The sequence below is a fragment of the Candidimonas sp. SYP-B2681 genome, assembly GCF_003971065.1.
Taxonomy (GTDB): domain Bacteria; phylum Pseudomonadota; class Gammaproteobacteria; order Burkholderiales; family Burkholderiaceae_B; genus Pollutimonas.
On sequence record NZ_RYDV01000001.1, the window covers coordinates 614173 to 636176 of the forward strand.

General features: G+C 54.9%; 20 protein-coding genes. 17 read left to right on the forward strand and 3 right to left on the reverse strand.

The window, feature by feature from the left end:
* Window positions 1-3: 3 nt before the first annotated feature.
* The 6 genes from lpxD to EKL30_RS02955 all read left to right on the forward strand — a co-directional run bounded on the left by lpxD (window position 4) and on the right by EKL30_RS02955 (window position 5123).
* Window positions 4-1098 (forward strand): UDP-3-O-(3-hydroxymyristoyl)glucosamine N-acyltransferase, encoded by a 1095-nt coding sequence (gene lpxD, locus EKL30_RS02930; RefSeq protein ID WP_126705672.1) that lies wholly within the window; start codon window positions 4-6, stop codon window positions 1096-1098.
* A gap of 46 nt (window positions 1099-1144) precedes the next feature.
* The gene (fabZ, locus tag EKL30_RS02935; RefSeq protein WP_126705673.1) at window positions 1145-1594 is read left to right on the forward strand and encodes a 3-hydroxyacyl-ACP dehydratase FabZ; all 450 of its coding nucleotides are present in this window, start codon (window positions 1145-1147) and stop codon (window positions 1592-1594) included.
* Between the two features lie 2 nt (window positions 1595-1596).
* On the forward strand, window positions 1597-2391 hold the full coding sequence (lpxA, locus tag EKL30_RS02940; RefSeq protein WP_126705674.1) for an acyl-ACP--UDP-N-acetylglucosamine O-acyltransferase: 795 nt from the start codon (window positions 1597-1599) through the stop codon (window positions 2389-2391).
* On the forward strand, window positions 2388-3656 hold the full coding sequence (gene lpxB / locus EKL30_RS02945) for a lipid-A-disaccharide synthase (protein WP_126705675.1): 1269 nt from the start codon (window positions 2388-2390) through the stop codon (window positions 3654-3656). The genes lpxA and lpxB overlap by 4 nt, the downstream gene beginning before the upstream one ends.
* The gene (gene rnhB, locus EKL30_RS02950) at window positions 3643-4251 is read left to right on the forward strand and encodes a ribonuclease HII (RefSeq protein ID WP_126705676.1); all 609 of its coding nucleotides are present in this window, start codon (window positions 3643-3645) and stop codon (window positions 4249-4251) included. The genes lpxB and rnhB overlap by 14 nt, the downstream gene beginning before the upstream one ends.
* Window positions 4252-4325: 74 nt before the next feature.
* On the forward strand, window positions 4326-5123 hold the full coding sequence (locus tag EKL30_RS02955; protein ID WP_126705677.1) for an RNA methyltransferase: 798 nt from the start codon (window positions 4326-4328) through the stop codon (window positions 5121-5123).
* A gap of 27 nt (window positions 5124-5150) precedes the next feature.
* Here EKL30_RS02955 and EKL30_RS02960 read toward each other — a convergent pair whose 3' ends face one another.
* Window positions 5151-5984, reverse strand: a complete 834-nt coding sequence (locus tag EKL30_RS02960) for a pyruvate, water dikinase regulatory protein (protein WP_126705678.1) — start codon at window positions 5982-5984, stop codon at window positions 5151-5153.
* Between the two features lie 178 nt (window positions 5985-6162).
* Between EKL30_RS02960 and ppsA the strand changes: the two genes are divergently transcribed.
* Window positions 6163-8526, forward strand: coding sequence for a phosphoenolpyruvate synthase (gene ppsA / locus EKL30_RS02965; protein WP_126705679.1), 2364 nt, complete (start codon window positions 6163-6165; stop codon window positions 8524-8526).
* A 118-nt stretch (window positions 8527-8644) separates the two neighbouring features.
* On the opposite strand, the gene EKL30_RS02970 is transcribed toward ppsA, so the two are convergent.
* Entirely contained in the window at window positions 8645-9247 is a 603-nt protein-coding gene (locus EKL30_RS02970; protein WP_126705680.1) for a TetR/AcrR family transcriptional regulator, read from the reverse strand.
* A 162-nt stretch (window positions 9248-9409) separates the two neighbouring features.
* On the opposite strand from EKL30_RS02970, the gene EKL30_RS02975 reads away from it, so the two are divergent.
* Genes EKL30_RS02975 through EKL30_RS19080 form a run of 5 tightly spaced genes read left to right on the forward strand, consistent with a single transcriptional unit; the run spans window position 9410 to window position 17307 of the window.
* Window positions 9410-10630, forward strand: coding sequence for an efflux RND transporter periplasmic adaptor subunit (locus EKL30_RS02975; RefSeq protein ID WP_126705681.1), 1221 nt, complete (start codon window positions 9410-9412; stop codon window positions 10628-10630).
* 17 nt (window positions 10631-10647) lie between these two features.
* Window positions 10648-13800, forward strand: coding sequence for an efflux RND transporter permease subunit (locus tag EKL30_RS02980; protein ID WP_126705682.1), 3153 nt, complete (start codon window positions 10648-10650; stop codon window positions 13798-13800).
* 1 nt (window position 13801) lies between these two features.
* Complete coding sequence (gene adeC, locus EKL30_RS02985; RefSeq protein ID WP_126705683.1) at window positions 13802-15211, forward strand: AdeC/AdeK/OprM family multidrug efflux complex outer membrane factor; 1410 nt, start codon at window positions 13802-13804, stop codon at window positions 15209-15211.
* A gap of 44 nt (window positions 15212-15255) precedes the next feature.
* Window positions 15256-16566, forward strand: coding sequence for an NAD(P)/FAD-dependent oxidoreductase (locus EKL30_RS02990; RefSeq protein ID WP_126705684.1), 1311 nt, complete (start codon window positions 15256-15258; stop codon window positions 16564-16566).
* 39 nt (window positions 16567-16605) lie between these two features.
* Window positions 16606-17307, forward strand: coding sequence for a methylated-DNA--[protein]-cysteine S-methyltransferase (locus EKL30_RS19080; protein WP_233582693.1), 702 nt, complete (start codon window positions 16606-16608; stop codon window positions 17305-17307).
* Between the two features lie 20 nt (window positions 17308-17327).
* Here EKL30_RS19080 and smpB read toward each other — a convergent pair whose 3' ends face one another.
* On the reverse strand, window positions 17328-17780 hold the full coding sequence (gene smpB, locus EKL30_RS03000; RefSeq protein WP_126705685.1) for an SsrA-binding protein SmpB: 453 nt from the start codon (window positions 17778-17780) through the stop codon (window positions 17328-17330).
* Between the two features lie 57 nt (window positions 17781-17837).
* Between smpB and EKL30_RS03005 the strand changes: the two genes are divergently transcribed.
* From EKL30_RS03005 to mmsB, 5 genes are all read left to right on the forward strand, one after another.
* Window positions 17838-18272, forward strand: a complete 435-nt coding sequence (locus tag EKL30_RS03005) for a type II toxin-antitoxin system RatA family toxin (protein WP_126705686.1) — start codon at window positions 17838-17840, stop codon at window positions 18270-18272.
* Window positions 18272-18637 carry an RnfH family protein gene (locus EKL30_RS03010; protein WP_126705687.1) on the forward strand — a complete coding sequence of 122 codons (366 nt, stop codon included), beginning with the start codon at window positions 18272-18274 and terminating at the stop codon, window positions 18635-18637. The genes EKL30_RS03005 and EKL30_RS03010 overlap by 1 nt, the downstream gene beginning before the upstream one ends.
* Window positions 18638-18759: 122 nt before the next feature.
* Window positions 18760-19914, forward strand: coding sequence for an acyl-CoA dehydrogenase family protein (locus EKL30_RS03015; RefSeq protein WP_126706009.1), 1155 nt, complete (start codon window positions 18760-18762; stop codon window positions 19912-19914).
* On the forward strand, window positions 19911-21059 hold the full coding sequence (locus tag EKL30_RS03020) for an enoyl-CoA hydratase/isomerase family protein (RefSeq protein WP_126705688.1): 1149 nt from the start codon (window positions 19911-19913) through the stop codon (window positions 21057-21059). The genes EKL30_RS03015 and EKL30_RS03020 overlap by 4 nt, the downstream gene beginning before the upstream one ends.
* 46 nt (window positions 21060-21105) lie before the next feature.
* Complete coding sequence (gene mmsB / locus EKL30_RS03025) at window positions 21106-21996, forward strand: 3-hydroxyisobutyrate dehydrogenase (protein WP_126705689.1); 891 nt, start codon at window positions 21106-21108, stop codon at window positions 21994-21996.
* The last annotated feature ends 8 nt before the right edge of the window (window positions 21997-22004 follow it).

The following is a 22004-nucleotide window of genomic DNA, read 5'->3' on the forward strand; positions in this document are numbered from 1 at the left end:
TCGATGCCGGTATTGCTTGCACCTGAACAGGCGCCAACGCTGCATGAGCTTTTGGCCGAAGCAAACACCATCGGCCTGGATTGCATACCGGTAAACACCAACACCGAACCGCCTCCCCGAATACGGGGCATCGGCTCGTTGGTGTCCGCAGGTCCGGCAGAAATAAGCTTTCTATCGAATCCCAAGTTACGGGATCAGTTGCTCGATTGCAGGGCAGCTGCTGTCATTATGACCGCTGCGGTCTACGAAAGCCTTGAACCGGGAAGCTATTCCTACCATGTTGTTTTATGCAGCGAGCCATACTTGATGTATGCCTTATTGGCGCAGTGGTTCGACCGGCACAGAATCGAAGGGCTGGAGACGGGCATTCATGCCACGGCCATCATCGCTTCTTCCGCGCATATTGCACCGGGCGCAAGCATTGGTCCGTACTGCGTGATCGAAGAGGGCGCATCCGTAGGCCAAGGCACACGTCTGGGTCCGCATTGCACCATCGGCGCGAACTCCGTACTTGGCCAAGACTGCCTGGTGTACGCACGCGTGACCCTTTATCATAACGTTACGGTAGGGGATCGCGCTATTTTGCATTCGGGCGCAGTCTTGGGTGCCGACGGGTTTGGTTTTGCCCCCGATCCCCATAAAGAAGCCGGTGCCTGGGCTAAAATCGCACAGCTCGGCGGTGTGCTCGTGGGTGACGATGTCGAAATTGGCGCCAATACGACCGTCGATCGCGGAGCCCTCGAAAACACCATATTGGGGAATGGCGTAAAGCTCGACAACCAGATCATGATCGGCCATAACGCGCAGATCGGTGATCACACAGCCATGGCGGCGTGCGTCGGCGTGGCCGGTTCCACCACCATAGGCCGACGGTGTACTATAGCCGGCGCCGCAATGCTGTCAGGCCATCTTGTGCTGGGCGACGACGTCCATGTTTCGGGTGGCACTGCGATCACCTCGGACATCAGCAAGCCCGGTCACTATACCGGTGTGTTCCCGTACGCAGAACACAGCCAATGGCAACGCAACGCCGCGGTATTGTCACAATTGGCGCAATTGCGGCGCCGTTTGATGGCCCTCGAAAAAAACGAAAAGTAACCATGAAATCGTATTTCGTACGATTCAAGCACGCAGGATATCAAAGATGGAACTCGACATAAAACAAATCATGGAACGCTTGCCGCATCGCTTTCCGATGCTGCTGGTTGACCGTGTCATTGAAATGGTACCGGGCAAGAGCATCGTGGCCATCAAGAACGTGTCGATGAACGAACCTTTCTTCACAGGTCATTTTCCTCATCACCCAGTCATGCCCGGAGTGCTTATCATTGAAGCACTGGCGCAGGCAGCGGCCTTGTTTTCCTTCGAAGACAATGACGTGAAACCCGCTGACAAGAAGATGGCTTACTACCTGGTGGGTATCGACGAAGCGCGCTTTCGCAGACCGGTCGTGCCGGGAGACCAATTGCGCCTGGAAGTTACCGCGGACAGAATCAGCCGATCCATTTGTAAATACCACGCCAAAGCAACCGTCGAGGGCCACCTTGTCGCCTCAGCCAAGATTATGTGTGCTATTCGTGTTCTGGAAGATTAGCAATGGCCAACCTTATTCACCCCACGGCCGTAGTAGCCGCCGGAGCCCGCATCGCTGACGACGTCAGTGTGGGACCCTATAGTGTAATTGGTGAACACGTCACCATAGGCGCAGGCACCATCATCGGGCCCCATTGCATTGTTGACGGTTACACGACCATCGGCGCCAACAATAATTTCTATCGATTTTGTTCGGTTGGCGGCATGCCTCAAGACAAGAAGTATCGCGGGGAACCTACGCGTCTTGAAATCGGCGACAACAATACGATTCGTGAGTATGTGACGCTTAATACGGGTACTGCACAAGATGTGGGCATTACCCGCTTGGCCAACGACAACTGGATCATGGCCTATGCGCACGTCGCGCACGACTGTCAGGTGGGAAGCCACACCGTGATTGCGAACGGTGTTCAACTTGGCGGCCACGTTCATATCGGCGACTGGGCGATCCTGGGAGGTTTGTGCGCCGTACATCAATACGTACGGGTCGGCGCGCACACCATGGTGGGCGGTACCAGCACTCTTCGTCAGGACACGCCGCCGTTTCTTCTCGGCGCCGGAGATCCGTTCCGGCCTGTCGGCATAAATTCTGAAGGATTGAACCGACGTGGTTACAGCCCCGAGGCAATTGCCGCCCTGAAGGAAGCGTATAAACTGTTGTATCGACGTAAGCTTAAAATCGACGAGGCGTGCGAACAAATGCGCGCCTTACAGGAACAAAGACCACTGGCCCACGAACCGCTACAGGTAATGATTGATTTCCTTGCCGCCTCTACGCGTGGCATTGCACGGTCATGACGTTACATGTGGGCATGGTGGCGGGCGAGCCTTCAGGTGATTTGCTTGCTGCCAGAGTCATACAAGGCATTAAAAGCCGCAATAATGCCAGCCATTGCGAGGGCATAGGCGGGCCCGCCATGGCCCGGCAAGGGTTTCACACCCTGCATTCTATGGATGCTCTTACTGTTTTTGGTTATGTCGATGCGCTCAAGCGCCTGCCCAGCCTACTGTCGACTTATTCCAACGTGAAGAAGCGCTGGCTTGCGCAGCGCCCCAATGTATTTGTTGGTGTCGATGCGCCGGATTTCAACTTGCGCCTTGAGCACCAATTGAAAATGGCCGGCATACCCACAGTGCACTTTGTGGGGCCTTCAATTTGGGCCTGGCGCTACGAGCGTATTCATAAAATACGCAAAGCGGTGTCGCATATGCTGGTCCTGTTCCCTTTCGAAGAACAGATTTATCAGAAAGAAGGCATTCCAGTTACGTATGTGGGTCATCCTCTGGCCGAACTGATTCCGATGGATCCGGACCAGGCGGCTGCCCGTCGCTACCTGAACATCAATGCCGAGGCCCGCGTATTAGCGTTGATGCCTGGCAGCAGGGCTTCGGAAATCAAGCTTTTGGGTCCGCGGCTTTTGCAGGCAGTCCAACTATTGGCAAAACAAGACCCGCAACTGCAAGTACTGGTTCCCATGGTGAATGCGGCCCGCCGAAGCGAATTCCAGGCATTGTTGCAGGCGCATCCTATTCCGAATTGTCGTATTATTGACCAAGCTCGAACCGGTGAGCAGGGCATAGCGGCCTTGGCGTCCAGCGGCAATGCTTCGATGCCATCTTCCAGCGCCGATACCACTTCGAATGACTGGTTTGATGCGCGTCCAGCAGCATGGAATGTAATGCAAGCTGCTGATGCTGTCCTGGTTGCCAGCGGAACTGCGACTCTTGAAGCTGCCTTGTTCAAACGCCCTATGGTCATTTCTTATGTGCTGTCGCCCATGATGAAACGCTTAATGGAATGGAAGTCAGGTCAGGCCCGACCTTACGTTCCGTGGGTCGGTTTACCCAATGTGCTGGCCGGCGAGTTCGTGGTGCCTGAATTGCTGCAAGATGACGCTACCCCGCAGGCTTTGGCGGAAGCCACCTGGAAGGCTCTGACCGATAAGCCTTATGCGAAGCAACTTGTACAGCGTTTTTCCGCCATGCACGAGTCGTTGTGGCGAGATACGCCAGGGCTGGCGGCAAAAGCAATACTGGAGCAGGCCAGCCGTGGAACAATCTGACCTTTTTCATGCCCTTGCTCCGGTCGCCGTGCATGTAGCTGGTATCGACGAAGCCGGCCGCGGCCCCTTGGCCGGTCCGGTATACGCTGCGGCAGTCATTCTTGACCCCGCCCGGCTCATCAAGGGCCTGGATGACTCTAAAAAGCTAAGCGCTTTACGCCGCGAGGAACTCGCTATCGAGATACGCGGCTACGCGTTATCGTGGTCCATTGCCAGCGCTAGTGTAGAAGAAATCGATAGTCTGAATATTCTGCAAGCGACCATGCTCGCCATGCGGCGCGCCTGCGATGGCCTGTCGTTAAAGCCCGATAAAGCCGTGATCGACGGAAATTGCCTACCTCGCGGGCTCAGCTGCTTCGCCGAGACGATCGTAAACGGCGACGCCACAGTGGCGTCTATTTCGGCCGCATCGATTCTGGCTAAGACGGCGCGCGACGCCGACTGCCTGGTTTTACACCAAACCTATCCCAATTACGCTTTCGATCAGCACAAGGGATACGGCACGGCTTTGCATTTAGCGTTGCTCGAGAGCCATGGGCCATGTCCCGCCCATCGACGCAGTTTCGCTCCGGTCAGGCGCTTGCTGATTTCTTAGCCTGTCGGTATCTGCTTGCAAGCCCATACGCAACCGTGCTTTCTGGTCCGGCGAAGTGATCAAGAGATCTTTATATGAAGCATATCAGTTCACGCGATAATCCCGTGTACAAACGAGTCTTAAGGCTGGCTAGCGGCAAACGTGAGATCGGGGAGGGGTCTGCCCACGGAGAACACCATATCGTGCTAGAGGGCATTCATCTGTGCCAAGCCTGGCTCGAGCACATCGGCCCTCCGGAACAGGCTTTGTTCGATGCCGGCCGGCTAGAAGTTAATGCTGAATTAAACGCACTAGCGCAAAATATCGACTCGAGATTGTGTTTGGCTTGCGAGCCGCGCCTGATGAAAGCCTTGTCGCAAGTTGAGCATGGGCAGGGCGTCTGCTTCGTCGTCGCGGCGCCGATTCCCGAGCTGCCAGCACGTATCGACAATACTTGCCTATGGCTGGATCGAATTCAGGATCCGGGCAATGTGGGCACCTTGCTACGCACTGCAGCTGCTGCCGGGATCAATCAGGCGTACTTGTCGGCGGGCTGCGCGTCGGCATGGTCGGCGAAAGTCTTGCGAAGCGCCCAAGGTGCGCATTTCGTAATGACCATCCATGAACACACGGATTTGCTGGCCTTGCATAAGCGGCTGGCGATACCGTTGGTTGCGACAGCGTTAGAAAGCGCACACTCCTTACACCAGACAAGTCTGCCGCGGGCGTGCGCGTGGGTGCTTGGTAATGAGGGGCAGGGCGTCGACCCTGCGCTATTGACCCTGGCGGAAAAGCGTGTTTTCGTACCACAGGCCCCTGGGGTTGAGTCTTTGAACGTGGCAGTCGCTGCCGGAATCTGTCTGTTCGAGCAACGGCGCCAGCACCCACATTAAATGGGCGCCCACCCTCGATAAGAACATTTAATAAATACGGCGATCCAACCCGACTTCGTCAAGTACCTTGGTGGAAATTTCTTCGATAGACTTTGTCGTCGTGGACAGCCAGGGAATGTTCTCCATGCGCATCAAGCGTTCCGCTTCAGCAACTTCGTGTCGGCATTGCTTGATAGAAGCGTACTGGCTATTGGGCCGGCGCTCGTTACGAACTTCGGCAAGGCGGCCGGGTTGAATCGACAAGCCGAAAAGTTTCTTACGATAGGGCGCCAGCGTCGCGGGCAGCATGCCACGATCGAAGTCTTCCGGAATCAATGGAAAATTTGCCGCCTTCACGGCATATTGCATCGCCAAATAAAGACTGGTCGGCGTCTTCCCGCAACGGGATACCCCCACGAGTATGACATCGGCCTGCTCTAGTCCGTGAATGAACTGGCCGTCGTCGTGCGCCAGACTGAAGTTGATGGCTTCAATCCGATTGTTATATTGCTTGGATAATCCCCCCATATGGGAGCGGCCCACGGAATGGCTGGATTTCATCCCCAGCGCGGTTTCAATATGTTGGACGAAGGTTCCAAAAAGATCCAGAAAAGTGCAGTTCGTGGACTGGATCGTTAGCGCGATCTCTGGGTCAACCAAGGTGCTGAATACCAGCGGGGGGGCATTCTGTTCATCTGCGCAGCGATTGATGCGCAGTGCGGCGGCTCTCGCCTTTTCGATGGTGTCGAGAAAAGGGATGCGTATCGCTTCGAACTTGATTTGCTCGAATTGTGAGAGCACGGAATTGCTGAAAGTTTCGGCGGTGATACCGGTGCTGTCCGAGACAACGAATACAGTTCGTTCGATAAGGGGAGTGGTCATTGAATAGTTAATGCAGAAGATGCCGGAAACGGTACAATCGCAAGGTTAACAGTCGCCTTACCAGCAGGCAAGGCTGGTTTGCTTAGGGTGTGCGTCCAAAGCGTCGCGGACAACAGGTCGTTTTCTTACCCCTGCGTCTTAAGCAAACAAGCTTTCTTCTATAGTTAAAGGTGACTTTATGTCGTATGTTGTATCTTTCGAGCAGCTCCGCATGACGGATGTCGACTCGGTAGGGGGTAAAAACTCATCACTTGGTGAAATGATCAGTCAGTTGGCAGGCGCGGGAGTCCGGGTTCCGGGAGGGTTCGCGACCACGTCTGACGCATTTCGCGATTTCCTAAAATCAACCAAGCTCGACCAGCGTATCGCTGAGCGTCTGCTCACACTCGATTCGGAAGACGTGCGCGAGCTGGCGAACGCCGGCGCTGAAATACGTCAATGGATTATCGACACCCCGTTTCCCGCCGATTTCGAGCAGGCTATTCGTGGTGCTTTCGCCGAGCTTGACGCTGACGGCAACGGTTCGTTCGCTGTACGTTCGTCGGCAACTGCCGAAGATCTGCCCGATGCCTCTTTCGCAGGCCAACAAGAAACGTATCTGAATGTGGTCGGCATCGATGAAGTGCTGGAAAAAATCCGCCACGTATTTGCATCGCTCTACAACGACCGCGCCATTTCTTATCGTGTGCATAAAGGGTATGCGCACGGCGACGTCGCCTTGTCGGCAGGCATTCAGCGCATGGTCCGTTCCGACCGCGGCGCTGCTGGTGTGATGTTCACTCTTGACACCGAGTCGGGGTTTAAAGACGTTGTCTTCATCACCTCATCTTATGGCCTGGGCGAGACCGTCGTCCAAGGCGCTGTGAATCCTGATGAATTCTATGTATTCAAGCCCACGCTGGCATCAGGCCATTACCCCGTAATCAGCCGCCGTATCGGCTCCAAACTGCTGAAAATGGAGTTTGACACCGACCGCACGACGGGGCATGCAGTGCGTACGGTCGATGTCCCGGTATCCGAGCGCAATCGCTATTCGCTTACCGATGATGAAGTCATCGAGCTGGCACGTTATGCTGTCATTATTGAAAAGCATTATCAGCGTCCCATGGACATCGAGTGGGGTCGCGACGGCATTGACGGCAAAATTTATATTCTCCAGGCACGTCCTGAAACGGTTAAATCGCAGCAGGGCCACCACGACGTGCAGGAGCGCTATCGCCTGAAAGCGACAGGCGAAGTCCTTATCACCGGACGCGCTATCGGTCAGAAAATCGGCTCAGGAAAAGTGCGGGTCGTGGGCGATATTTCCCAAATGGATCAAGTGCGGCGCGGCGATATTCTGGTCACCGACATGACGGACCCCAACTGGGAACCGGTCATGAAACTGGCCTCGGCCATCGTGACCAATCGCGGCGGGCGTACGTGCCATGCGGCTATCATCGCACGCGAACTGGGCATACCGGCTGTCGTAGGATGCGCTAATGCCACCGACGTGTTGGCCGAAGGCAAGGAAGTTACCGTTTCGTGCGCCGAAGGCGATGAAGGCCGGATCTACGACGGTCTGCTCGAAACCGAAGTCGACGAGGTTCGCTGGGGCGAAATGCCCGATATTGGCTTGAAGGTCATGATGAACGTGGGCAACCCCCAATTGGCGTTCGACTTCTCGCAAATCCCGAACCATGGCGTGGGCCTTGCACGTCTGGAATTCATCATTAACAATAATATCAATGTGCATCCAAAGGCCGTGCTTGATTATCCCAATGTCGATACCGAACTAAAAAAGGCGGTCGAATCGGCAGCACGAGGCTACGCCAGCCCGCGCGCATTCTATGTCGAGAAACTTGCCGAAGGTATCAGCACGCTGGCAGCGGCTTTCTTCCCCAAACCCGTCATTGTTCGTCTGTCTGATTTCAAGTCCAACGAATATCGCAAGCTGGTGGGCGGTTCGCGTTACGAACCCGAAGAAGAAAACCCAATGTTGGGTTTCCGCGGAGCGTCGCGCTATGTGTCGGCCGAGTTTGAAGAATGCTTCAAGATGGAATGTGAAGCATTGAAGAAGGTTCGCGACGAGATGGGCTTGACCAACGTAGAAATCATGGTGCCCTTCGTCCGCACACTTCCCCAAGCTGCCAAGGTGGTTGACCTTTTGGCCAAATACGGCCTGGCTCGTGGCGAAAACGGCCTTCGTTTGATCATGATGTGCGAAGTGCCGTCAAACGCAATCTTGGCGGAACAATTCCTGGAATACTTCGACGGGTTCTCGATTGGCTCCAACGATATGACTCAGCTGACGCTCGGTCTGGATCGCGATTCCGGGCTGGAACTGTTGGCAGCGGACTTCGACGAACGAGACGAAGCCGTCAAGTTCATGCTTAGCCGCGCCATCAAGGCCTGCCTGGCTGCTGGCAAATATGTCGGTATTTGTGGTCAGGGCCCTAGCGATCATCCTGATCTCGCGCAATGGTTGCGCGATGAGGGAATTTTGTCGATGTCGTTGAATCCGGATACGGTGGTAGACACCTGGCAGCGTCTTGCCCAATAAGATGCTAATAAATCTTTAACACCGGTCGACACGCAGATCAACACGTTGATCTGCAATGGCGCCACCTTGAAGAAGTGCAAACGGGCGTCCCGATAGATTATCGGGACGCCCGTTCGACTTACGTGGCAGCGCCATAAACGCGCAGGAAAATATCGACAATGCATTGTGCTTTGCGTTCGGCATCCTCATCGCTTAATGCTGCGCCGGCACCCAGAAGGTTGCGTGTCATGTCGGCGTCGCAAAGGCTACGCAACAACATGGCCATCATGTCTGGATCGCCAACACGCAGGGTGCCAATTTCTATTTCCTGGCGCAAGATAGCGGCGATCTCGCTCCACACCCGATGGGTTCCTAATTCGTAAAACTGACGGCCGATGTCCGACGTTCCGCCTACGGAAATTGCAACCCTCAGTATTTGGATGGTATCCGGGGAATTGATAAGTTTGAGCAGCGACATGACGAAGCGATGTAACTGCGTCGGCAAATTCCCGGACGTCTTCACGAGCTCCATGACGTCGTCTGCATATTTATCGGCGGAGCTGAGAAGGGCAGCCAGCAACAACTCTTCTTTTGAAGAGAAATAGTTATACAGAGTTGCCTTGGAACCGCCTACGCGCGCGGCGATCTGGGACATCGATGCGGCATCGAAGCCGACCTCTCGAAACACTGATACCGCGGTCTCCATGATGGCATCGCGGCGTGCCTCACTTTTCGTTCTCATTTTGGTCTCACATAATTGAACTGCCTTGTACAGTTTTGCTTGACACGGCGCTTTTGTCAAGCGTAAACTGACCGTACTGTACGGTTATAAATTCCCACATCTACCTCTGCGCTCCCAATGAGCAGTCACCGCCTTTTTCCTAATCTTCATCCCCGAGACCCTATGAATTCCAACTTACGTCGCCCGTACTTGCTATCGCTATCGATTCTGGCCAGCGCAATGATAGTCGCAGGTTGCGCCGAACCGGCTGCACAAGAGGCTCCGGCTTCAGTGCCTGAGGTCAGTGTCGTGACAGTTGAGGCCGGACCTGTATCGCTGACGAGCGAGCTAGCAGGGCGTACCAGCCCGTTCATGGTCTCGGAAGTCCGTCCTCAGGTTGGTGGGATCGTGAAGAAAAGATCGTTCGTAGAGGGCAGTGACGTAAAAGCGGGCGATACCTTATACGAGATCGATCCTGCAACATATAAAGCGAATCACAACAGCGCCAAGGCCGCATTGGCCAAGGCTGAAGCCAACTTGAAAGTGGCGCGGCTGACGTCAAACCGCTACAAGGAATTGGTCAAGATCAATGCGGTCAGCCGTCAGGACAACGACCGCGCCACGGCTGAAATGCTTCAAGCTCAGGCCGATGTTGCTTCTGCAAAAGCGGCGCTTGATATGGCGGCCATCAACCTGGGATACACCCGCGTCACAGCGCCAATCTCTGGACGAATTGGTCAGTCCAGCATCACGCCTGGCGCACTGCTTTCAGCCAATCAAACTAGTCCTTTAGCGACGATTCAGCAACTGGACCCTATCTATGTCGACGTAACGCAGTCCAGCGTTGAACTGATGCGTCTGCGTCGAGCGTTGGCTTCCGGTTCTTTGTCAAGTACAGAAGACGGCAAGGCGAACGTGAAGCTGGTGCTCGAAGATGGAACGCTGTATGCGCACCCCGGAAAGCTGCAATTCTCGGATGTAAGCGTGGATATCGGCACCGGCATGGTAAGGCTGCGAGCGGTCTTTCCCAATCCAGAGCAGCATCTACTGCCCGGAATGTATGTGCGGGCGGTCCTGGAAGAGGGCGTGCGTCACGATGCGATCCTGGTGCCGCAAAAGGGCGTCACGCGTGACGCCAAAGGCAATGCGACAGCGCTTGTCCTTAATGCGGCAGACGTGGTCGAGGCCCGGGTCCTGAAGACGTCACGGACGGTAGGCGACCAATGGCTCGTTGACGATGGCATCAAGGCCGGAGAGCGACTGATTGTCGAGGGCGTGCAAAAGGTACGTCCGGGGACAAATGCCCAGGTAGCAGAACAGCAAGTCGCTGACCCAGCTGCCGGTAAAGGTGATGATCTAGCCAGCGCTGATCGTTCATCCGATCACTCTCAAGCATCCAACTAAACCCCGGAGCAGTAACCATGTCACGATTTTTTATTGATCGCCCTATCTTTGCATGGGTGATCGCGCTCGTCATCATGCTTGCGGGGGGATTGTCGATAATGAGCTTGCCCGTCGCGCAGTACCCCGCCATTGCTCCGCCGCAAGTCAGCATCACGGCGAACTATCCAGGTTCGTCCGCACAGACCTTGCAGGACACGGTGACCCAGGTCATCGAGCAGCAGATGAAGGGCATTGATGGCATGGACTATATGTCTTCGACCAGCGATTCCTCTGGACGCATGGCGCTGACCATCACGTTCAAGGCAGGTACGGATCCCGATATCGCCCAGGTTCAAGTACAAAACAAGCTGGCGATCGCGACCCCCATGCTGCCGCAGGAAGTGCAACGTCAGGGCGTGCAGGTAACCAAATCAACGGCGAACTTCCTGATGGTGGTCGGGCTGATATCCCAGGACGGCAGTATGAGCGCCACCGACCTTGGCGACTATGCCGTTGCCAATCTACGCGATCCCATGAGCCGTGTCGAGGGTGTCGGCGAACTGGAAGTGTTCGGTAGCCAATATGCAATGCGCATCTGGCTTGATCCAAATAAGCTTTTCAGCTACAACCTTGTGCCTGGCGATATCGTGAACGCGGTTCGGGCACAGAACGCCCAAGTTTCCGCCGGACAACTCGGTGCCACACCCTCCGTTCCAGGGCAACAATTAAACGCGACGATCACCTCGCAGACGTTGTTGCAGACGCCAGAGGAGTTTGGAGCGATACTCTTGCGGTCTACCCCAGAAGGGGCGGCCGTCCGCTTGCGCGACGTCGCGCAAATTGAAATGGGCAGCGAGGGCTATAACATCGTTGCACGGTATAACGGACTGCCGACTGCAGGCCTGGGTTTCAAACTTGCTACCGGCGCGAATGCCCTGGACACCGCTGAAGCCATCAAGGCGCAGGTTAAGACCATGGAATCATCATTCCCGTCGGGGATGAAAGCAGTGATTGCCTTCGATACAACGCCGTTCGTTGAGGTATCAATCAGTGGAGTGGTTACCACCCTGATTGAGGCCGTGATCCTGGTTTTCCTGGTGATGTATCTGTTCCTGCAGAACTTCCGCGCCACGCTGATTCCAACCATTGCTATCCCCGTGGTACTGCTTGGCACCTTCGGCATATTGAGCGCGTTCGGATTTTCGATCAACACGCTGACGTTGTTCGGGGTTGTGCTCGCCATCGGATTGCTGGTCGATGATGCCATTGTGGTGGTTGAAAACGTCGAGCGGCTAATGACGGAAGAGGGCTTGTCGCCGATAGAAGCGACACGAAAGTCCATGGACCAGATCACAGGCGCCCTGGTGGGGATTGGCATGGTGATCTCGGCGGTGCTGATACCTATGGCATTTTTCGGAGGGTCCACCGGGGTAATTTATCGCCAGTTCTCCATCACCATTGTGTCGGCGATGGGATTGTCTGTATTAGTTGCGATCATCCTCACACCCGCACTATGTGCAACGATGCTCAAGCCGATAGCCAAGGGTCAGCACGCAAAGCGTGGCCGTTTCTTCACTTGGTTCAACCAGGCTTTTGACCGCAGCAACAATAAATATCAAGGCATCGTGGGCGGCATGCTGGCTCACAGCACCCGCTACCTATTGATCTATGCTGCGCTGGTTGCGGTCACCGTACTTATGTTCGTTCGGATGCCGACTTCCTTTCTCCCAGATGAGGATCAGGGCGTATTGTTCACGCAGGTATTGTTGCCGGCCGGAGCAACGCAAGAACGCACCCTGGCTGCACTGGACAAGATGGAAGCCCACTTCATGGAAAATGAAAAGGATAACGTCGAATCGGTGTTTACCGTAGCGGGCTTCAGCTTCGCCGGTGCCGGGCAAAATGCCGGCTTGGGATTTGTGAAACTGACACCGTGGGATGAACGCCCCGGAGAAGAAAACGGCGTAGCAGCGATCGCAGGCCGTGCCATGGGCGCTTTGTCTCAGATAAAAGATGCAATGGTCTTCGCCTTCGCCCCGCCCGCCGTGATGGAGCTCGGCAATGCCGGTGGATTCGACTCATACTTGCAAGATCGCTCGAGCGCAGGTCACGAAAAATTGACCGAGGCACGCAATCAATTGTTGGGTCTCGCCGCCCAGCATCCAGGCCTCTCGGCGGTAAGGCCAAACGGACAGGATGACACACCGCAGTACCGAATCGAAATCGACCAGGCGAAGGCCGGTGCGTTGGGCCTGAGCATGGATCAGATCAATAGCACCCTATCTACCGCGTGGGGCGGATCTTATGTGAATGATTTCATCGATGGCGGGCGAATCAAGAAAGTGTACGTTCAATCCGAAGCGGCCTCGCGCATGGTGCCGGAGGACTTAAAGAAATGGTACGCCCGAAATACAGAAGGCGAAATGGTTCCGTTTTCTGCGTTTTCGAGCGCGTACTGGTCGTCGGGATCTCCTCGGCTAGAGCGCTATAACGGAATTCCCGCCGTGCAAATCCAGGGCGCGCCGGCTCCCGGCGTCAGTTCAGGCGATGCTATGGCCGCTATGGAAGAAATTGCTGCTCAACTGCCGCCAGGCTTCGGTATTGAATGGACCGGACAGTCTTACCAGGAACGCATGTCGGGATCCCAGGCTCCAGCTCTGTATGCGATTTCATTAATTGTTGTGTTCCTGTGCCTGGCCGCCTTATATGAAAGCTGGTCTATTCCCTTTGCTGTGATGTTGGTAGTGCCTTTAGGAATTCTGGGCGCGCTCGTCGCGGCCAGCACCCGTGGAATGTCGAATGACGTTTACTTCCAGGTCGGGTTGCTTGTGACGATTGGGCTAGCGGCAAAGAACGCCATCATGATCGTAGAGTTTGCACGGGATCTGATGAACGACGGTATGGGTGTGGTCGACGCAGCGCTGAAAGCAGCCAAGCTGCGGTTGCGACCCATTTTGATGACGTCGATTGCCTTCGGGCTAGGGGTGTTGCCCCTAGCAATTTCCACGGGCGCAGGCTCGGGCAGCAAAAATGCCATCGGAACCGGGGTACTGGGAGGTACGATCGCCGCCACCTTCTTGGGCATTTTCTTTATCCCTCTGTTCTTCGTGGCAGTGCGCAAGCTGGTGTCCCGTAAAAAGCCCGATACCTCGGCAAAACCTCCAATTGCTACCCAGCCGGACGAAGCCTGACATGAATCGTTTATCTTTACCCACTATAGCGACTGCTTTACTGCTTGCAGGCTGCACCAGCATGGCGCCCAACTACGAACAACCCGCTATGCCGGTCTCAGGCAACTGGCCCACTGGGCCAGCCTATGAGATGTCGGCCGAAGATGCAACGCCTTTGGCTTTTGACATCGACTGGAAACAGTTTATTGTCGATGACAACCTGCGCAAGCTGGTTGCCATCGCACTAGAGAACAATCGCGACTTACGCGTTGCGGCCTTGAATATTGAACGTGCTCGTGCGCTATATCAAATACAGAGCGCCGATAGCTTCCCCTCGATTGGCATCTCGGGCTCGGGCACAAGCCAGCGTATGCCGGCCGACCTGACACCTAGCGGTGAAGCCGGCATCAGTCGTCAGTACAGCGCCGGTGTGGGAATGAGTGCCTACGAGATCGACCTTTTCGGACGCGTGCGCAGCCTCAAAGATGAAGCCTTGCAGCGCTATTTGTCGACCCGCGAGTCTAGGAATACGGTGCAGATTTCTCTTATAGCGGAAGTTGCCAACGCCTATCTGACGATGGGTGCTGACCAGGAGCGCCTGGAGCTGGCACGGCAAACGCTGGCAAATCAAACGAAGTCATATGATCTAACCCGCCGTAGCCACGAGCTTGGCGTGGCATCCATGCTGGATCTTCGGCAGGCCCAGACGATAGTTGAGTCTGCAAGAGTTGACGTCGCGCGATTTACGAGCCAGGTTGCACAGGATAAAAACGCCCTCATTTTGTTGATCGGCAGTCATGTCCCTGATGAACTTCTTCCTGTATCGCAAAACGACGATAAGGTCACTTTGGCTCGGTTGAATGCTGGGGTGCCGTCCAACGTCCTGCAGCGGCGTCCCGATGTGCTGCAGGCTGAAAAGCTATTGCAAGCGGCTAACGCCAATATCGGCGCGGCAAGGGCGGCATTCTTTCCCAGCATCAGTCTCACGGCTTCGGCCGGAACCGCGAGCAGCGCCTTATCGGGCCTATTTGACGGCGGTAGCGGTTTCTGGAACTTCATTCCGCAGATCAATCTACCCATTTTTGAGGGCGGTCGTAATCGTGCCAACTTGAGAGTGTCCGAGGTTGACCGCGATATCGCATTGGCGCAGTACGAGAAAGCGATCCAAAACGCTTTTCGTGAAGTGGCCGACGGTCTGGCGCAACGCGGAACCATTGACGAACAGCTAAACGCCCAAATGGCGCTGGTCGATGCATCAGCCGACAATCATGCCTTATCGGACGCACGTTTTCGCAGCGGTGTCGACAGTTACCTGAACGTGCTTGATGCACAACGCAGCCTTTATGCTGCTCAGCAAGATCTGATCACGCTGCGGCTGACAAAGAACAGTAATCACGTTACGCTTTACAAAGCTTTAGGCGGAGGATGGTAAGCGGGATTTTTTCTAACCTTTACGGAAATAAGGACAAAGAATAAATGATGCAGACTGGACCGCACAAAGTGGTAATTGTGGGTGGCGGGGCTGGAGGACTGGAATTGGCGGCGAAGCTAGGTAAAAAATTCGGGCCTCAACATGTCTTTTTGGTAGACAGGGCGGGCGACCATATCTGGAAGCCTTCGTTGCACGAAGTCGCAGCCGGCACGCTGGATATACACCGTGAGGGCCTTTCATACTTTATGTTGGCCAAAGATAAAGGGTTCACCTTTATCTTTGGTGAAGTCGCGCATGTCGATCGCGATGGCCGTCTTGTACAACTGAAACCAGTTTTTTCCGACCAGGACATCGAAATTTTCCCCGCACGTAATTTGCATTACGATACTCTGGTATTAGCTGTGGGCAGCAAATCCAATTTTTTCGGCACACCCGGGGCAGCTGAACATGCTATTGCGCTGGACTCCACCCAGGAAGCGGAACGATTCCGCCTAAGATTGCTGCACCAATTAGTAACTGCCAATCAAAAGAAGACTGAGCACGCGGATTACGTCTTGAAGATCGGTATTGTGGGTGGTGGGGCAACTGGCGTTGAGCTTGCCGCCGAGCTGCGTGAAGCTTGCGCTGACGCCGTCTTTTATGGTCTTAATAGCCTTGATCCCCAACGAGACATCCAGATAACTTTGCTTGAAGGCGCCGATCGTATCTTATCGGCACTTCCCGAAAAAATGTCGGTTGCGGCACAGCAATTACTGATTGACCGGGGCATACAGGTGAAAACTTCTGTCCGGGTCGCCAGGGTCGAACCGGACGCTTTGTACGATGCGAATGGCGCCAGGTACCCCATAGACTTATGTGTATGGGCTGCCGGGATCGAAGCGCCGATTTTCCTGAAACAATTGCGTCTTCAAACCAACCGCATTAATCAACTTGTCGTCGATCGAGGGCTACGCACTGAGGACCCCGCAGTCTTTGCCTTGGGCGATTGCGCGCAAGTGCCCTGGGACAACACGACCCAGTTTCTTCCCGCCCGTGCCCAGATCGCTCATCAGCAGGCGAGCTTTCTTTTGCCTGAGATGGCTCGGCGGATACAAGGCCAACAAAGCGAAAACCGTAACTTCCGCTTTCGCGACTATGGATCCCTGGTTTCGGTGGGCCACAGCCGCGGCGTGGGCAGTTTGATGGGGGTGCTTTCCGGGAAAAGCTGGTTCGTTGAAGGGTTGCTCGCCAGGATGATGTACATGAGCCTGCACTTGATGCATCACTTTGCTATTTTAGGCTTCGCTCGTACAGCGGCTTTGGCCTTGGGCAGAATACTGATGAAACGCGGGGCCCCAAGGGTAAAGCTGCATTAAAATAGTTCGACGCCTAGTAAGCTGAAGCCGGGGAACGCCATGACATATTGCGCACAGATGTCATCCGAATTGGGCGACATGGTGCTCTGCTGCGATGGGACATACTTGACCGGTTTGTATTTCACAGACCAGAAAGATAGTCCACAGCCCGCTGGCGCGACGGTGCCGTTGCACCGCAGCTTTGGGCCAGCAGAAGGAATGCTGGCCGGTTATCCCCTGAAGCTTTTGCGGGCAAGAAAAATAAGTGGCGATGGCCCCTTATTCGAGGCCGCTGATTCAACTGAAAGCAATCCGAGGGCTGGTATCACCCAAGCCACTGGCGAATCGCGTTGCGACGCATCGGAGTCCTTCTCTTTGGAACTTATGCAGGCCGTTACGCCTGCCACTGCTCTGGCCGTGTTCGAGCAGACCCGACAAGAGCTTTCCCAGTATTTTTTAGGCACACGAACAGCCTTCACTGTGCCTTTGCAGCCTGATGGTTCGGTTTTCCAGAAGAAAGTATGGCGAGCATTGCTCGACATTCCGTTCGGCGAGTTTGTGTCGTATGGCGATATTGCCCGCGCCGTAGGGCTTAGTCCCCACCATGGCCGCCCGGTTGGCACTGCAGTCGGCAGGAATCCCATCGCGATAATTATTCCTTGTCACCGGGTGTTGTCAGGAACTGGACGCATGACGGGTTACACCGGCGGACTGAATCGCAAACTGGCGCTCTTGAAGCTAGAAGGCTTCAGTCTCGGATAAACCATTTGGGCGTCAAGCAATCATGCCCGAGTGTCGTGTTTCATGATGCGTTGTTTTTCACGCTCCCAGTCTTTATCACGAGCCACGTCGCGCTTATCGTGCAGTTTCTTGCCACGTCCTAAACCAAAATCGAGTTTGATACGCCCGTTCTTGAAATGAAGGTTGAGTGGAACCAATGTATAGCCGCGTTGCTCCACTTTGCCGATAAGCTTGCTGATCTCTTCAGCGTGCAGCAATAGCTTGCGCGTTCGCGTAGCGTTGGGATGGATGTGTGTGGAGGCGGTTGGTAGCGGACTGATATGCATGCCGATAATCCATAGTGCACCATCGCGCACAATAACGTAGCTTTCCTTGAGCTGTACGTGACCCGCGCGTATGGCTTTTACCTCCCAGCCTTCAAGCACAAGACCTGCCTCGTAGCGGTCTTCAATGAAGTAATCGTGCGTTGCTTTGCGGTTGTCGACAATGCTCATGAATAAGTTTAAATGTAGGCTGTAAAATCAGTACATTCTATCCATTAACGACTTTCAATGCATACAGTCCAACGTTCCGTTCTAGTTCCCTATAGCCGTGCACAGATGTTCGATCTGGTTGCTGATGTCGCCAAGTACCCAGAATTCATGCCTTGGTGCGGTGGCGCCATTGTGCATAAGCACGACGAAAAGGGTATGGAGGCATCAATTACGATCAGCATCGCGGGTATCAAGCAGACCTTTACCACGCGAAACGAGCATGATTATCCCAGAGTGATCACGTTTCATTTGATCAATGGCCCATTCTCGGCCTTGACGGGTAACTGGGAATTCCATGAGCTTGCGGAAGATGCATGCAAGGTCGTCTATATTATGGAATACGCGTTTTCCAGTCGTACCCTCGAGGCGGTGGTGGGTCCGATATTTAATAGAATTGCCAGCAGCTTCATTGATTCTTTTACCCAGCGCGCCCAAGCGGTCTACGGAGAATAATGTCCGAAGAAACGGGCACCATCGCGGTGCAATTAATATACGCGCAGCCAGATTCAGTCTGGCAGCTAAATTTGTGCTTGCCCCAGGGCACGACTGTGGCAAGCGCGCTTGCTGGGAGCGGGTTCCCGGCGTTGTTTCCTGAATACCCCTACGATGCGCTGGCAGTTGGAATCTACGGCCAGGTGTGCAGCCTTGATCGCGAATTGCTTCAGGGCGATCGGCTTGAGATTTACCGGCCGCTCACTTTTGACCCTATGGAATCACGGCACCGCCGTGCCATGCACCGCGAGGCCTTCATGACGAAGCCAAAGAACCGGCCCAAGCGACGCAAGGCCAAAATTGCGGCAGGTCTCATCGAATCCTGAGCCTGGTGATTGTCGTGCGTATGACAAAAAAAAGAATCGTAACGCGCTATGGTGAACACGATAAAAATATAAGCCGGGCACCAAGCACCGGATCCAACGACACAGCCGAAGGAGACATGATCATGGACTTTCGTCTAAGCGACGAACAAGAAGCATTCGCCAAAGCCGCACGCGAATTCGCATTAGGGGAACTTGCTCCCCAGGCGGCCCGGTGGGATGCCGAAAGCATCTTCCCGCGCGCGGTTTTTGAACGCGCCGGCGAGCTGGGCTTTTGTGCTATCTATGCGCCCGAATCCATCGGGGGCCTGGGCCTGCCGAGGCTCGATGCCACATTGGTTTTTGAAGAAATGGCGGCCCACGATCCTTCCACGACGGCGTTCCTGACGATTCACAATATGGCGGCATGGATGATCGGATCCTGGGGTACCGAATCCGTGCGCGAGACCTGGGGACCGGGGCTGGTTTCGGGGCAACAACTGGCATCGTATTGTTTAACGGAACCCGGATCCGGATCTGATGCTGGTTCGTTATCCACCCGGGCGGACAAACGAGCCAACAGCTATGTGCTCAATGGCGCCAAGGCCTTCATTTCAGGCGCGGGTGATACTGACGTGCTGGTCGTCATGGCCCGCACTGGCGGACCTGGGTCCAACGGAATATCCGCCTTTGTCGTGCCAGCCACTACTCCGGGTATTACGTATGGCCGCAAAGAAGACAAAATGGGCTGGAATAGTCAGTCGACCCGATCAGTAACCTTTGTCAACGCCGAGATCCCTGAGCAGAATTTATTAGGTAGCGAAGGCGAAGGTTTTAAGTTCGCCATGAAAGGCCTGGACGGTGGCCGTGTCAATATCGCCACCTGTTCGGTCGGAGCGGCTCAGGGCGCTTACGAAGCCGCCCGGCTATATCTCAGCGAGCGCAAACAGTTTGGCAAGCCCCTTGCCAGCTTCCAGGCCTTGCAGTTCAAGCTGGCAGACATGCTCACCAGTATTGTGGCCTCGCGCCAAATGGTGCGTCTAGCGGCCGCCAAGCTAGATCAGGGCGATCCCCAAGCGTCCACCTATTGTGCAATGGCCAAACGGCTGGCAACCGACCTTTGCTTTCAGGTCTGCCTCGACGCCCAGCAAATTCACGGTGGCTATGGCTACCTGAAAGACTATCCCCTGGAACGTCTCGTACGCGACACGCGCGTACACCAAATCCTCGAAGGTACGAACGAGATCATGCGCGTCATCATTGCGCGGCAATTAATCGAAAAAGGAGCTGATATCCGATGAACTCCCCGGTGTTATTTGAAGTTCTGGATACAGCGAGCAACCTGAAAGTCGGGGTCGCCACCCTTAACAGCCCGGAAACGCTTAATGGTTTGTCACTCCAGATGTGCAATCTTCTGGCTGAACAGCTAAATCTATGGGAAAAAGATCAGTCAATCGCCCTGGTAATACTGAAAGGCGCTGGCGACAAGGCTTTTTGCGCTGGCGGCGACTTGCACGGCTTGTACCAGGCCATGCAGGAAAATACGAGCGGCCAGGCATGGAAGAATGCGTATGCGCGAAAATTTTTTGACGACGAGTACCGGCTGGATTATCAGATCCATACCTATCCGAAGCCTATCTTGTGCTGGGGTAGCGGCATAGTTATGGGCGGCGGCGTCGGGCTCATGATGGGCGCAAGTCATCGAGTAGCAACCGACACCACGCGCTTTGCGATGCCGGAAATCTCCATAGGCTTATTCCCCGACGTGGGGGGCACCTGGATGCTCGCGCGCCTGCCAGGCGGCTTAGGGTTGTTCCTGGCCTTGACAGGAGCTCAGCTGGGCGCCAACGATTGTTATTTTCTAGGTTTGGCCGATTACAGGCTTGAGTCTACTCAGTTGAACGAGCTCGTCGGCGCCATCCAAAGTGAAAAATGGTCGGATGTTCGAGACGATAACGATATTCGATTGCGTCGATTGCTGCTTGCACACCAGCCGCAATCCGAATGGCCACAAGGACCACTGCAAAAAAACTACTCTCTTATACGGCAGTGTTGCGACGGGATGGATTTCGATGCGATCTGCCGCAACATCCTAAGCTGGGCCGACGATCCAGATCCCTGGCTAAAGCGCGCCGCCAATACGTTCAGCTCCGGATCACCCGGCTCGGCTCGATTATGTTTCGCCTTATTAAATAGAACTCGACTCTTGTCTCTTGCGGGAGCATTCCGCCAGGAATACATTGTCTCCTTGCATTGTGGCGCCGAGGGCGATTTCCAGGAAGGTATACGGGCGCTGTTGGTCGACAAAGATAAACGACCCCGGTGGGAGCCTGCTACGCTTGAACTGGCCACCGATGCCTGGGTCCAGCGTTTCTTTCAACAGCCTTGGCCGGATTCAGAGTCCCATCCGTTGGCCGACCTCGGACAAACAACATTAACTGATTAGCTGGCATTTCAAGACAACGTTGAATACTAAAAAAAAGGAGACAACCATGAGTCGTATTGCATTTATTGGTCTGGGCCATATGGGTGGCCCGATGGCGTTGAACCTGGTCAAGGCCGGACACGAGCTTGTCGTGTTCGATCTGGTACCCGCTGCGATAAAAACCCTGGTCGATGCCGGCGCCCGTGCGGCAGTTTCAGCAGAACAGTCTGTCGATAATGCCGACGTGGTGATCTCGATGTTGCCGGCCAGCAAACACGTAGAAGGACTATATTTAGGGGAGTCGGGACTACTCAAGCATATACCGTCCTCAAGCCTGGTCCTTGAATGCAGCACCATTGCACCGGAATCTGCCCGCAAGGTTGCCCAAGCCGCCAAGCAGCGCGGTATACGCATGATAGACGCCCCGGTCTCCGGAGGTACTGGCGGCGCCGTGGCCGCGACCCTTACGTTTATTGTGGGCGGCGAAGCCGTAGACCTTGACGCCGCCAGGCCCTATCTGGAAGAAATGGGCAAGAACATCTTCCATGCGGGGGAAGCCGGGGCAGGGCAGGTTGCCAAGATATGCAACAATATGCTGCTAGGAGTTTTAATGGCGGGTACGTCCGAGGCGCTTGCTCTCGGGGTCGCCAACGGACTGGATCCCAAGGTATTGTCTGACATTATTGCCAAGAGTTCCGGGCGCAACTGGGCTACCGAGCTTTATAACCCGTGGCCGGGGGTCATGGACAATACTCCGGCCGCTAAGGGATATGCGGGCGGATTCGGCGTTGACCTTATGCTGAAAGACCTTGGGCTTGCTGCGGAATCGGCCCTGAATGCCCGAGCTTCCGTGCCCTTGGGCGAGCTCGCACGTAACCTATATTCGATGCATAGTGCCCAAGGTAACGGTGCTCTGGATTTTTCCAGCATTGTTAATCTTTTTAAGCGAAGTGCCTGAACGCAGGT

Bases quoted from the DNA above. Each gene is read 5' to 3' on its own strand.
- lpxD (WP_126705672.1), top strand. From the start codon at position 4: ATGCCGGTATTGCTTGCACCTGAACAGGCGCCAACGCTGCATGAGCTT.
- fabZ (WP_126705673.1), top strand. From the start codon at position 1,145: ATGGAACTCGACATAAAACAAATCATGGAACGCTTGCCGCATCGCTTT.
- lpxA (WP_126705674.1), top strand. From the start codon at position 1,597: ATGGCCAACCTTATTCACCCCACGGCCGTAGTAGCCGCCGGAGCCCGC.
- lpxB (WP_126705675.1), top strand. From the start codon at position 2,388: ATGACGTTACATGTGGGCATGGTGGCGGGCGAGCCTTCAGGTGATTTG.
- EKL30_RS02955 (WP_126705677.1), top strand. From the start codon at position 4,326: ATGAAGCATATCAGTTCACGCGATAATCCCGTGTACAAACGAGTCTTA.
- EKL30_RS02960 (WP_126705678.1), bottom strand. From the start codon at position 5,984: ATGACCACTCCCCTTATCGAACGAACTGTATTCGTTGTCTCGGACAGC.
- ppsA (WP_126705679.1), top strand. From the start codon at position 6,163: ATGTCGTATGTTGTATCTTTCGAGCAGCTCCGCATGACGGATGTCGAC.
- EKL30_RS02970 (WP_126705680.1), bottom strand. From the start codon at position 9,247: ATGAGAACGAAAAGTGAGGCACGCCGCGATGCCATCATGGAGACCGCG.
- EKL30_RS02975 (WP_126705681.1), top strand. From the start codon at position 9,410: ATGAATTCCAACTTACGTCGCCCGTACTTGCTATCGCTATCGATTCTG.
- EKL30_RS02980 (WP_126705682.1), top strand. From the start codon at position 10,648: ATGTCACGATTTTTTATTGATCGCCCTATCTTTGCATGGGTGATCGCG.
- adeC (WP_126705683.1), top strand. From the start codon at position 13,802: ATGAATCGTTTATCTTTACCCACTATAGCGACTGCTTTACTGCTTGCA.
- EKL30_RS02990 (WP_126705684.1), top strand. From the start codon at position 15,256: ATGATGCAGACTGGACCGCACAAAGTGGTAATTGTGGGTGGCGGGGCT.
- EKL30_RS19080 (WP_233582693.1), top strand. From the start codon at position 16,606: ATGACATATTGCGCACAGATGTCATCCGAATTGGGCGACATGGTGCTC.
- smpB (WP_126705685.1), bottom strand. From the start codon at position 17,780: ATGAGCATTGTCGACAACCGCAAAGCAACGCACGATTACTTCATTGAA.
- EKL30_RS03005 (WP_126705686.1), top strand. From the start codon at position 17,838: ATGCATACAGTCCAACGTTCCGTTCTAGTTCCCTATAGCCGTGCACAG.
- EKL30_RS03010 (WP_126705687.1), top strand. From the start codon at position 18,272: ATGTCCGAAGAAACGGGCACCATCGCGGTGCAATTAATATACGCGCAG.
- EKL30_RS03015 (WP_126706009.1), top strand. From the start codon at position 18,760: ATGGACTTTCGTCTAAGCGACGAACAAGAAGCATTCGCCAAAGCCGCA.
- EKL30_RS03020 (WP_126705688.1), top strand. From the start codon at position 19,911: ATGAACTCCCCGGTGTTATTTGAAGTTCTGGATACAGCGAGCAACCTG.
- mmsB (WP_126705689.1), top strand. From the start codon at position 21,106: ATGAGTCGTATTGCATTTATTGGTCTGGGCCATATGGGTGGCCCGATG.